Annotated in this window: 8 protein-coding genes and 1 pseudogene; 6 read left to right on the top strand and 3 right to left on the bottom strand. The window is 65.8% G+C overall.

The window, feature by feature from the left end; all coding sequences use genetic code 11:
- Positions 1-143 precede the first annotated feature (143 nt).
- The 4 genes and pseudogenes from QZ656_RS24270 (at position 144) to QZ656_RS23960 (ending at position 5,644) form a co-directional block, all read left to right on the top strand.
- Positions 144-767: pseudogene (locus QZ656_RS24270) on the top strand (UbiD family decarboxylase domain-containing protein).
- A gap of 7 nt (positions 768-774) precedes the next feature.
- Positions 775-1,227, top strand: coding sequence for a UbiD family decarboxylase domain-containing protein (locus QZ656_RS23970; RefSeq protein WP_291995748.1), 453 nt, complete (start codon positions 775-777; stop codon positions 1,225-1,227).
- Between the two features lie 61 nt (positions 1,228-1,288).
- On the top strand, positions 1,289-1,693 hold the full coding sequence (locus QZ656_RS23965; protein ID WP_291995289.1) for a hypothetical protein: 405 nt from the start codon (positions 1,289-1,291) through the stop codon (positions 1,691-1,693).
- A gap of 105 nt (positions 1,694-1,798) precedes the next feature.
- A complete protein-coding gene (locus tag QZ656_RS23960; RefSeq protein WP_291995747.1) occupies positions 1,799-5,644 on the top strand; it encodes an EAL domain-containing protein in 3,846 nt (1,281 codons plus the stop codon).
- A gap of 28 nt (positions 5,645-5,672) precedes the next feature.
- On the opposite strand, the gene dacB is transcribed toward QZ656_RS23960, so the two are convergent.
- The 3 genes from dacB to QZ656_RS23945 form a co-directional block, all read right to left on the bottom strand.
- Positions 5,673-7,010, bottom strand: a complete 1,338-nt coding sequence (gene dacB / locus QZ656_RS23955; protein ID WP_291995746.1) for a D-alanyl-D-alanine carboxypeptidase/D-alanyl-D-alanine-endopeptidase — start codon at positions 7,008-7,010, stop codon at positions 5,673-5,675.
- 222 nt (positions 7,011-7,232) lie between these two features.
- Positions 7,233-8,711: a CYTH and CHAD domain-containing protein gene (locus QZ656_RS23950; RefSeq protein WP_291995745.1), complete on the bottom strand. Its 1,479-nt coding sequence runs from the start codon at positions 8,709-8,711 to the stop codon at positions 7,233-7,235.
- A gap of 43 nt (positions 8,712-8,754) precedes the next feature.
- Entirely contained in the window at positions 8,755-9,447 is a 693-nt protein-coding gene (locus QZ656_RS23945; protein WP_291995744.1) for a Crp/Fnr family transcriptional regulator, read from the bottom strand.
- Between the two features lie 253 nt (positions 9,448-9,700).
- Between QZ656_RS23945 and QZ656_RS23940 the strand changes: the two genes are divergently transcribed.
- Together QZ656_RS23940 and QZ656_RS23935 are read left to right on the top strand one after the other, a co-directional pair.
- Positions 9,701-11,050 (top strand): cbb3-type cytochrome c oxidase subunit I, encoded by a 1,350-nt coding sequence (locus QZ656_RS23940; protein WP_291995743.1) that lies wholly within the window; start codon positions 9,701-9,703, stop codon positions 11,048-11,050.
- Positions 11,047-11,670 carry a TlpA disulfide reductase family protein gene (locus QZ656_RS23935; protein WP_291995742.1) on the top strand — a complete coding sequence of 208 codons (624 nt, stop codon included), beginning with the start codon at positions 11,047-11,049 and terminating at the stop codon, positions 11,668-11,670. The genes QZ656_RS23940 and QZ656_RS23935 overlap by 4 nt, the downstream gene beginning before the upstream one ends.
- Positions 11,671-11,733 lie beyond the last annotated feature (63 nt).

Genomic DNA, 11,733 nt, shown 5'->3' with positions numbered 1-11,733 from the left:
GCTGCGCGAGGTCGGCAAGCTGACTCGCTTATCTGAAGGAGCCCGAGCCGTCCGAGGGGTTCGGGACGCCTGGGACAAGCTGACGGTGCCAAGCAGGGCTACAACATGAGCCGCACCTGCGGTCGTCGGCGCCGTGCCAGGAGATGGTCTGGGAGGGCCCGACCGTCGACCTGCTCGCGCCTGCCGATCCAGCTGTGCTGGCCGGGCGACGCGCGCCGCTGATCACCTGGGGGCTGACGGTGACCCGCGGGCCGCACAAGAGCCGCCAGAACCTGGGCATCTATCGGCAGCAGGTGCTCGGAGCGAACAAGGTGATCATGCGCTGGCTGGCGCATCGCGGCGGCGCGCTCGACTTTCCGTGAGCACTGCCTGGCCAGGCCCGGGCAGCCGTTCCACGTAGCGGTTTCGCGCTGGGTGCCGACCCGGCGACCATTCTCGGCGCCGTCACGCCGGTTCCCGACAGCCTCTCGGAATATCAGTTCGCCGGTCTGCTGCGTGGCGCCCGCACCGAGTTGGTGAAATGCCTGGGCTCCGACCTGCAGGTTGCCGGCGGCCGCCGAGATCGTCCTCGAAGGATTCATCGACCCGGCCGGAAACCGCCCTCGAAGGACCCTACGGCGACCACACCGGCTATTACAACGAGCAGGCGCACTTTTCCGGTGTTCACCATCGAGCGCATCAGCATGCGCCGGCAGCCGATCTACCACAGCACCTACACCGGCAAGCCGCCCGACGAACCGGCGATGCTCGGCGTTCGCGCTCAATGAAGTCTTCGTGCCGTTGTTGCAGAAGCAGTTTCCCGAGATCGTCGACTTCTACCTGCCGCCCGAGGGTTGTTCGTATCGACTGGCGACGGTGAGCATCAAGAAGCAGTACCCGGGGCACGCCAAGCGCGTGATGTTCGGCATCTGGAGTTTCCTGCGCCAGTTCATGTACACCAAGTTCATCATCGTCGTCGACGACGACGTCGATATCCGCCAGTGGAAGGAAGTTATATGGGCGATGACCACGCGTGTCGACGCCGCGCGCGATACCTTGATCGCCGAAAACACGCCGATCGATTATCTCGACTTTGCCAGCCCGGTCGCCGGCCTCGGCAGCAAGATGGGCCTTGACGCGACCAACAAGTGGCCCGGCGAAACGAGCCGCGAATGGGGAACGCCGATCGTCATGGACGCCGCCGTCAAGCAGCGCGTTGACGCCATGTGGAGCGAACTCGGGCTGTGAGCGACCGCGACACGGCAATTGAGCGCATCGCGGCGAAGCCGCTGCGCGACTGGAGAAGGCCATGAATCAAGAATTGATCCCCGCCGGCAGCGACCTCGAGGGTGCCCGCGCCTGGTGCCATGTGATCTACGGCCTGCACGCGCTGGCGGTGGTCATCGGCGTCACCGGCGCGGCGACGGTCGCCGGTGCCTTTGTCTTTGGCGTGCCGTCGCTGATCGCCGTCGTCCTCAATTACATCAAGCGCAGCGAGGTTCAGGGGACCTGGCTCGACAGCCACTATCGCTGGCAGATCCGGACTTTCTGGTTCACTGTCCTGTGGCTGTTGGTCTACGGCATGTTGATCATCACCATCGTCGGTATTCCGATCGCCTGGTTGCTGATCGTCATCCTGGGCCTGTGGGTGGGCTATCGCGTGATTCGCGGCTGGCTGGCGCTGTCTGGAAGGCGGCCGATCGACAGCGCCTGAAGTGCCGTCGGTCTCGCCGGCCAGAGGGTTTTTTTGGCCGCATTACGAAATCCCTATCGGCTGGCAGGTATCATGAACCATTAGTCAAGTCAATGGCTGCTTCTCGTGCGCTTCCCCCGTCGCCGCTACCTGCTTCTCCTGGGTCTTGTCAGCGTGCTGCTCAGTGTCTGGGCCGGCGCTGGCGCGCGCGCCGAGCTCGCCGCAGCCACCGTTCTGACCGTGGTGACCGACGATAATTATCCGCCTTACGTTTTTCGCGACGGCGAAGGGCGGCTCGTCGGCTACCTGGTAGACAGCTGGAAACTGTGGGAGACAAAGACCGGCGTGCGCGTCGACCTGCGCGCCAGCGACTGGGCGACGGCACTGCAGCGGATGGCCGACGGCCAGGCCGATGTCATCGACACTTTGTTCATGACGCCGGCGCGCGCTCGTACGCTCGATTTTACGCCGCCGTACGCGCAGATTCCGGTGGCCATCTACACGCATGCGAGCATCGGCGGCATCGTCGATCTGAACACCCTGCGAGGCTTTCTGGTTGGCGCCAAGGACGGCGATGCGTGTATCGAGAAGCTGGCCGCCGCCGGCATCCCAACGGTCCAGCGCTTCGCCAGTTATCAGGCGCTGGTGCAGGGGGCAATCGCTGGCAAGGTGCGCGTGTTCTGCCTTGACGAGCCGCCGGCCAATTACCTGCTCTATCTGAACGACGCCGGTGAGCAGTTCAAGAAGGCCTTTTCACTGGCTTCGGGTGACTTTCATCGCGCTGTCCGCAAAGGCGATGTCGATACCCTGGCCTTGGTACAGCGTGGTTTTTCCAGCATCACGCCGGCCGAAGAGCGGGCCCTGCACGAGAAGTGGATGGGGACGCCGCTGGCGCCGTCGCCCTATGTTCGCTACCTCGGCTACGCGCTGCTGGTCGGAACCCTGGTCGCCGCTGTGCTGTTGCTTTGGGTGATCAGCTTGCGGCGCGTCGTCGCGCGGCGCACCGCCAGGCTGCAGGCGACTCTCGATGCCGTTCCCGACCTGATGTTCGAGCTTGGACTCGACGGTTGCTACCATGACTTCCATTCGCCGCGTACCGACTTGCTGGCGGCGCCCGCCGAATCGCTGCGCGGCCGCCTGCTGTCCGATGTTCTGCCGCCAGCGGCCGCTGCGACTTGTCTGGCGGCCTTGCGCGAGGCCAACGAAGTGGGTTACTCGGGTGGCCAGCAGTTTGCGCTCGATCTGGCGCACGGCAGATTCTGGTTCGAGCTGTCGGTGGCCCGCAAGCGTAGTAGTCGTGGCCAGGAGCCGCGCTTTATCGTCCTGTCGCGCGACATCAGCGGCCGCAAGCTGGCCGAGGCGGCGCTATTGCGCCGCGGCGAACAGCTGCAATTGATGTCGGTGGCGAGTCAGCAGATCAACAGCGAGCTCGACCTGCCGGTGATCCTGCGGCAGCTGGTCGCCGCTGCGCTGCAGCTGACCGGCGCCGCGTCGGGAGCCGCCGCCCGGATGAGTGGCGGCCAGCTGGTGTTCGGCGAGTACAACGAGGGTGGCCAGCTGACGCCGGTCGATTACCGTTTTGGCCCGGGTTACGGTGTTCCCGGACATGTGCTGCAGACCGGTAGGTCGTACCTGAGCAACGATGCCGAGAACGATCCGCACGTGATCGCCGAGATCCAGCAGGCGCTGCGCTTCGAAAACCTCCTCGACACGCCGATCATCAGTCGTCACGGCGAACTGCTTGGTTGCTTCGAGATTCACAACAAGCCCGGCGGTTTCGACGACGCCGACGTCGGTTTGCTGCAGGGCTTGGCGGCGAGTGCCGCCGTTGCGTTGGAAAATACCGCCCTGCTCGGCGAACGCCGGCAAGCCGAGCAGGCGCTGCGCGACAGCGAGGCGCTCAAGGCTTCGGTGCTTGCCGGCGCCGCCTGCGGGATGATCGCCACCGACCCGCAGGGATTGATCACGGTCTTCAACCCGGTCGCCGAAGCGATCCTCGGCTACCGCGCCGACGAAGTCATCGGCCAGCAGACGCCGCTCATTTTCCACGACCCCGCCGAGTTGGCGGCGACGGCCAGGGCCTTGAGCGTCGAGCTCGGTCGTCCTCTCGAAGCCGGCTTCGAGGCGCTGGTCGTCAAGGCACGGACGAGCGATCAGGCCGACGAGCGCGAAATGACTTACCTGCGCAAGGATGGCCGGCGGATCGCCGTGCGCCTGGCGGTGACCGTGCTGCGCACGCCGGCGGGAGTGCTCATTGGTTACCTCGGAACGGTCGTCGACATCAGCGCGCAACAGCAGGCGGCGGCACAGCTCAAGCTGGCGGCCAAGGTTTTCGAGCAGGGTGGCGAAGGGATCGCCATTACCGACGCGGCGTGCAGGATGGTGATGGTCAATCAGGCATTCACCGCGATCACCGGCTACAGCGAGGCCGACGCGCTCGGCGACAACCCACGCCTGCTCGCCTCGGGCCGGCACGATGCGGCGTTCTACCAGGGCATGTGGGCGGCGATCGAGTCGCAAGGCTGCTGGCAGGGCGAGATCTGGAATCGCCGCAAGGACGGCAGCGTCTACCCGGAGTGGTTGTCGATCAGCCGCGTCCAGGACGATGGCGTGACGACGCACTATATCGGCACCTTCATCGACATTAGCCAGCACAAGGAAGCCGAAGCCCGCATCCAGCGGCTGGCGCATTTTGACTCACTGACCGGCCTGCCCAACCGCAGTCTGCTCGCCGAGCGCGTCCGCCACGATCTGCGACGGGCGCAGCGCGGCCGCGAGCCGCTGGCGCTGATCTTCCTCGATCTCGACCGTTTCAAACACGTCAATGATTCGCTGGGTCACCGCGTTGGCGACCAGCTGCTGATCGAAGTCGCGCAGCGCCTGACCGGCGCCGTCCGTGACGAGGACACCGTCGCCCGTCTGGGCGGCGACGAGTTCATTCTGGTCTTGCCGAATACCGACGCCGACGGCGCCGCGCACGTCGCGGCCAAGCTGCTTGAGGTCACTGCGCCGCCGTATCGCCTCGAGCAGCACGAGCTGACGTGCACCGCGTCGCTGGGCATTGCCCTGTACCCGGCCGATGGCACGACGCTGGAAGCCTTGTCGATGAGCGCCGACAGCGCGATGTATCGGGCCAAGGAGAGCGGTCGCAACGCCTACTGCTTCTTCACGGCCGACCTGCAGGAGCGCTCGGCGCGCACCTTGCAGCTCGAGAACGAGTTGCGGCGGGCGCTGGAGCGCGGTCAACTGCAGCTGTATTACCAGCCGCAGCTGGCGCTGGCCGATCAGCGTCTGCTTGGCGCCGAGGCGCTACTGCGCTGGCAGCATCCGCAACTGGGGATGGTCGAGCCGGCCGAATTCATCCCGATCGCCGAGGAGTCGGGGCTGATTCTGCCGATCGGCGAGTGGCTGCTCCGGACCGCTGTTCGGCAGCTGCGCGTCTGGCAGCAAGCCGGCCTGCCGCCGATCAGCGTCGCCGTCAACGTCTCGGTGGCGCAGTTCCGGCTACCGCAGCTGCCGCAGCTGCTGGCGCGGATTCTCGACGAAGAGCGGCTGCCGGCGCACTGTCTCGAACTGGAACTGACCGAGCGCGTGGCCATGGAAAGCCCGCTGACGGCGATCGCGATGATCGACAAGCTGCGCGCGCTGGGCTTGCGGCTGGCGATCGACGATTTTGGCAGCGGCTATTCGTCGATGAGCTACCTCAAGCGTTTTCGTGTGCATAAGCTCAAGATCAGTCGTTCCTTTGTCGCCGACATCAGTGGCGATCCGGACGGCGAAGCAATCGTCGTCGCGATCGTCGGCCTGGCGCACAGCCTGGGTCTGCAGACCGTCGCCGAGGGCATCGAAAGCGAGGCGCAGCTGGCATTCCTGCGCAACAGAGCATGCGACGAAGGGCAGGGCTACCTGTTCAGCGAGCCCTTGTCGGCAACGGCGTTTGCCGCCTGGGTAGGCGAACGCACGCCGCGCTGACGCCCTGGCGACGCTCGCCAGCGCTGCTTCAGCGCTCCGCCACCCACTGCAGCAGCGCGTCAAGTGCCGGTTTGCCAAGCCTGGCGTTGGCGTCGTTGATCAGCGCGACGACGATCCAGCGCTTGCCGCTGTTGTCGAGCACATAACCGGCAATCGCTCGCACGCCTTCGAGATAGCCGGTCTTGAGGTGGGCGCGGCCAGCCGTTGGACCATTCTGCAAGCGCTTGCGCAACGTCCCATCGACGCCGGCGAGCGGCAGCGAGGCGATCAGTTCGGGCATCAGCGGGCTTTGCCACGCGGCGGACAACAGCTGCGCCAGGCCGGCGGCCGAAATACGTGCGTTGCGCGACAGGCCGGAGCCGTTGTCTATGACCAGTTCCGGCAGTTGCAGCGCGTTCGCCTGCAGCCAGGCGGCGAGCTGTCGGCGCGCGCCTTCGATGGTCGCCGGGCGCTCGCTGTCGAGGCTCAGGAAGAGCTGCCGGGCCATCACGTTATTGCTGTATTTGTTGATGTCGCGCACCAGTTCGGCGAGTGGCGCTGATTCCTGCACCGCCAGCGTCCGCGCGTTGGCCGGCGCGGCGCCTTCGCGGACGCTGCCGCTGAAGCGGCCACCGAGTTCGCGCCACAGCGCCCGAAACAGTCCTTCGAGCTGCACGTCGGCGGCCCACGGCGCCAGATTCAGCGCCTGCTCGCCGCAAGCCGCCGGGTAAGCGCCGCCAAGTTCGATGCGCAGGCCGCTGACCGTCACCTGCAGCTTTTCGCGCCAGTCGCCGCAGGGCTCGCTCGCCAGGCGCAGTCGATTGTCGATGCGCAGACCTTCGCTGGGCGTTTCGGCGACGACGCTGACGGCCTTTCCGGCCGGGTCTGGCTGGAGCAGCAAGCGCACGCTCTTGAAGTTCACCAGCAGCGCGTCCGGGCCCGCGTTGTAGGGCCGCAGCGGTTGATTGTCGAACTCGCCCGGGTCGTGCGCCGGCAGCGCGAAGGCGCGGCGATCGAGCACCAGGTCGCCGGCGATTTCGCGTACGCCGTGCAGTCGCAGCTGCCGCAACAACAGCCAGAACTGCTCGAGCGTCAGCTTGGGGTCGCCGTTGCCGCGCAAATAGACGTTGCCGTTGACGCGGCCGTCGACCGGGCCGGCGTCGGCGAGCACTTCGGTGCGCCAGGTATGCGCGGGTCCGAGCATCTCCAGGGCGGCGTAAGTCGTCACCAGCTTCATTGCCGAAGCCGGGTTCATCGCCTGCCGGGCGTTGTGGCTGAGCAGCGGCGGGCCGCCGTCAACCGCCTGCACGACGACGGCCACCGCCTGGGCCGGGATATTGGCCTGCCTGCAGCGCCTGGCTGAAAGCGCTCGGCAGGTCGGCGGCACGGGCGGCCGGCACGCTGGCAAGGAAGAGGCTCAGCAGCGCCAGAAAGGCACTTCTTGCCGAGTGCCACGATCGGCCCAGCCGGCTCATCGCTGCACGCTGCTTGGTGATGGGCGGCCCGGGGTCGCGGCAAGAAAGCGTCGCGACGGCGTCTTCCGCGCGGCCCGCAGGAGCGCGTCGGTAGGCCGTAGCGACGCGACTCCCGCGACTTCGGTAGCTCTTGTTCAGCCTTGTTCCCAGGGCGCCGGATGGCTGAGGAATTCGCTCAGCAGCCCGTCCAGCTGGCCGAGCAGCAGGTCGCTGCGGCCGGCCAACCAGGCGCGCGCCAGGTCGCTGTCGTGGCCGGGCAGGGCCTCGTCGACCAGCTGTTCGGCGACGCTGAAGTCATTCATCCGGCCGAGCAGGTCGAGCAGGCCGGTGGCGCTCTGCAGGTAGCGCTGCATACCGCGCGCCGGGAACAGGGGCGCCAGGAATTCGAGCGCGTAGCGCAGCCGCTTCAGGGCGATACGCAGCTCGTGGCGGGCTTCCGGATGCGAATCCTTGGTCAGTGCCGCCAGCTCGGCGACGCGTCTGGCGCGCTTTTTCAGCGAGGCCGGGGCAAAGGCGGCCAGCTTGGGCTTCTTCTTTTCCGGCAAGCTCAGCGTTGCAGCGGTGAATTCGAGGAGCAATTGCGAGTAGGCGGGCGCAGTGATCGCCGCCTGTGCGCTCTTGCGGCACGCGGTCAGTTTGTTCGCGGCGTTCTTGGCAATCTGCTGGAGTTCGCCGTGCTCGGGAAAGGCTTTGCTGATTGGCGGCAGGATCTCGGTGAGGAAAACGTCCCAGTTGCGCGTGTCGCCGAGCTGGTTGGCCAGCGTCCGCCAGCGTGCGTCGAAGTTGCTGATGTAGTCCTCTGGCAGCAGCGACTTCCAGAGCCGGATCGCCGAGCGCAGGCGGCGCATCGCGACGCGCGCCTGGTGGATGAATTCAGGTGCCTTGCTGCTGCGCGCGCCACCCTCGTTGGCCTGCAGTTGCGTCAGACAGGCGAAAGCCGTGCTGCGGTAGACGGCGATGGTCGTCATTCCCGGTTGCAGGCAGACGTTCACCGCCTTGATCGCTGCCAGCGGTGTATCGGCCGCCAGCCGGTAGCCGCGTTCGGCCTTGCTGGGGCTTTCCGGATGCAGCGGCAGCTCTTTTTGTAGCGCCAGCGCCGCTTCGAAAAGATCCTGGACGCTTCCTTCGAGCAGTTCGAGTTCGACCTCGCAGATTGTCTCCTGACGGCCATTGGCGTCGATCTTGCCTCGATCGAGCGCGACCTCGATGCGCGTACCTTCCTGCGGCGTGATGATCCAGGCGGCGCGCGTGAAGTCGGTGCTGAACACCGGCTGCAGCTCCGGTGTTGCCGCTTCGAGGAAGCGGCGCAGCTTCGGATTGTCGACGTGCGAGAAATCGAACTCGCCCGGCTGCCCGGGGACTTCCCATTCGTTGCGCTGCGCCAGGCCGCCGGGCGCTGGTGCGTCGCTCTTGACGGTCAGCAGCCATGCCGTTCCCTTGTGGCGATAGCGGACGGCTATCCGCTTGTCGCGAAGGCGTCGATCGGGGGTGTCGTAGTAGGTGTTGACCAGCTTCATCCGTAGCGGCTTGTTGTCGGCGAGCAGTGGGTGGGTCGACAGGCGGCGTACGGCGGCCGCCGGTATGCTCAGTTTGATCTCGGTTTCCAATGCCATTGTTGAGTGTCTCCCGGTGAAGTTATTGTAGGTGCAGCAGAGCTCAGAGATCGTAGGCACGTAGTGCAGCGACATCGGCGATGTGGATTCTTCGGCCGTCAACGACGATCAGGCCTTTTTCGGACAGTTCATGCAGGATGCGTGAAAAGTGTTCTTGTGTCAGGTTCAGGCGCGAGGCAATGACACCCTTGTTGGTCGGCAGCGTGATGGTTACGGATTGCTCGCTGGCGCCTTCGTGCTCGCGCAGCAGATAGCCAATGATTCGTCGGCGACCCGAATGCAGCGAATACGACTCGACGTCGTTCATCACCTGATGCAAGCGCTTCGACAGGCCGGCAATCATCCGGCGACCGAGTTGCGGGTCGCGGTCGAGTTCGGCGAGGATCGCCGTCTTGGCAATGTGCAGCACCAGCGAATCGGCAAGCGTCTGCGCGTAAACCATGAACGGCTTGTCCGAGAACATCACCGCTTCGCCGAAGGTGTTTCCTTGCGGCAGGATCGCGATGACCTTCTCGCCGCCTTGTGACGAGGTGAACGCGAGTTTCACCTGGCCGTAAACGATCAGGTAGAAACCGGTCGGCGTGTCGCCCTTGTGGAACAGGATGTCGCCACGGCTGGCGTTGATTTCACGCGTGCCACGCGCCAGACGCGCTATTTCTTCTGTCGCCAATTCGTTGAACAGCGGCACGTGTGCCAGCAGCCCTTCGATGTTGATGCCGTGTGGAGCAACGGTCATGGGCAGTTTCCGAACATTCAGCAAAAAGCAGGAAGCCAATATTCGCATGTGTTCCGGTCAGGGGCAAGCAAGTCGCAAGATCCTTGCGATGCCGCCTTGCCAGGGCTTGGCCGAGTTGAACGGATATGATAAACGACTTGCGTATGGAATTTGTTGGTAGCGATCATCGGTGCAGCAGCGTTTGGCATATCGCGCCGCCTGGCCCTATACTCGCGAGGTTTTTTTGCGCGAGGCGGCGGTGGATTCGCAAGCAGTGACTGTTTCTTCGGCGGCACCCTTGCTGCCGAGCATTTCTTCCGGGGCGCCGACGAGCCTGGCGCGCGCCTGGTTGTGGCTGGGCGTGCTGGCGCTGATCGGTTCGGGCCTGCTGGCGGTGCTGCTGGTCTTGTCACGCACGCCCGGTATCCAGGACGTCTTTCCGCTCAAGGACCTGTTCCGCGCGGCGCTGGTGGTGCACGTCGATCTGTCGGTGGCGGTGTGGTTCATGGCCTTCGCGGCGGTGATCTGGAGCGCGCTCGGTGGCCCCGGTCTGGCGTGGCTGGGCTGGAGCGGTTTTGCGCTGGCGGCGCTGGGGACGGCGCTGATGACCGTCTCGCCATTTTTCCCGGGCGCCGAGCCGGTGCTCAACAACTATATCCCGGTGCTCAAACAGCCGCTGTTCTTCACCGCGCTGCTGACCTTCGGCGCCGGCATGAGCCTGACCGTGTTGCGCGCGTTGGTCACTACCTGGCCGCAACGTTTTCTCGGCGAGCCGCTGCGCCTCGGCGCTTTCCTCGGCGCCTTCGCCGCCTTCCTGGCCCTGGCCGCTTTCTACTGGTCGTGGGCACTGGTGCCGGTGGTCGAGGGAACGATCTATTACGAAGTGCTGTTCTGGGGTGGCGGGCACACCCTGCAGTTTCAGCACGCGCTGTTGATGGTCGTCGCCTGGCTGTGGATTGCCGGTCATCTCGGGCGTCCGTCGGCGGCGTCGCCGCGCGCGGTTTCGGTGTTGTTCCTGGTCGGCGCGCTGCCGCTGCTGGTGGTGCCGGCGATCTACCTGCTGCTGCCGGTCGGCTCGCTGCCGCACGTCGAAGTGTTTGCCAAGCTGATGGAATGGGGTCATCCCTACATGGCGCCGCTGATCGTCCTTGGCGCCTGGTCGCTGTGGGGAGTGCGCGGACTGCCGGCGGCGCCGGCCAAGTCGGCCTTGGTCGCTTCGTTCAGCCTCTTTGCGCTCGGCGGCGTCCTCGGTTACATGATCCACGGCGTCAACGTCGTCATACCGGCGCACTACCACGGGTCGACGGTCGGCGTCACGCTGGCCTTCATGGGCCTGGCCTACGCGCTGCTCCCCAGCCTCGGTTTCGACCGCCCGCAGGGCCGCATGGCGCTCTGGCAGCCCTACGTCTATGGCGGCGGGCAACTGATTCATGTCCTCGGTCTGGCGTGGTCGGGCGGCTACGGCGTACAGCGCAAGGTCGCCGGTGCCGAACAGATGCTGACCACCTTGCCGCAGAAGATCGGCATGGGAATGATGGGACTCGGCGGCCTGATCGCGGTGATCGGCGGCCTGATGTTCGTGCTGGTTTGCCTGCGGGCGATGTCGCGGCGACGCCAGCGATGACACCGGGGCGCGCGCTGCTGCTGGCGGTGCTCGCCGGCGTGCTGACCATGGCTACCGTCGGTCTACTCGCCTATCGCCTGGCCAGCCACGACGCCTTGCCGCCCGGCGACAGCATTCCGCCCGGCCTGCGTACGATGCCGCAACTGTCGCCGGCAGAAGCGCAGGCCGAGGTCGACGCGATCATGGCGCTGACGCTCGACGACCTCGATGGCCGCCCGCAGGCGATCGCGCAGTGGCGAGGCAAGGTGCTGGTGGTCAATTACTGGGCCAGCTGGTGCCAACCCTGCGTCGAGGAAATGCCCGCCTTCTCGCGCCTGCAAAACCGCTACGCGGCGCAGGGCGTACAGTTCGTCGGTATCGGCATCGACGACCTCGACAAGATGCGCCGCTTCGCCGCCAGCCTGGCTGACTCGACGCCGCTGGCCTACCCGCTGCTGGTCGGCGGAAGGGACGCCATCCCGAACGCCATCCCGAACGCCATCCCGAACGCCGGCCTGCAACCGAAGGCCTTGCCGTACACGGTGATCATCGGCCGCGACGGGCGTTTCGCGGACAGCCACCTGGGACGGCTCGACGAGGCGCGATTGGCGCCGATTATCGAGCAGCTGCTCGGCCAGTAAAGCGTGCCGACACGCGCCCCGCTCGCCGCCGCCGGCATCGCTGGCGGCCAGGGCCGGGCAAGC

Origin of the sequence: Candidatus Accumulibacter sp. ACC003, assembly GCF_907163085.1 — a bacterium.
Lineage (GTDB): Bacteria > Pseudomonadota > Gammaproteobacteria > Burkholderiales > Rhodocyclaceae > Accumulibacter.
The sequence above is the reverse complement of the archived record's forward strand: the minus strand, read 5'-3'. Positions and strand labels throughout refer to the sequence as shown.

Coding starts and splice junctions, on each gene's coding strand:
- QZ656_RS23965 (WP_291995289.1), top strand. CDS start 1,289: ATGAATCAAGAATTGATCCCCGCCGGCAGCGACCTCGAGGGTGCCCGC.
- QZ656_RS23945 (WP_291995744.1), bottom strand. CDS start 9,447: ATGACCGTTGCTCCACACGGCATCAACATCGAAGGGCTGCTGGCACAC.
- QZ656_RS23935 (WP_291995742.1), top strand. CDS start 11,047: ATGACACCGGGGCGCGCGCTGCTGCTGGCGGTGCTCGCCGGCGTGCTG.
- QZ656_RS23950 (WP_291995745.1), bottom strand. CDS start 8,711: ATGGCATTGGAAACCGAGATCAAACTGAGCATACCGGCGGCCGCCGTA.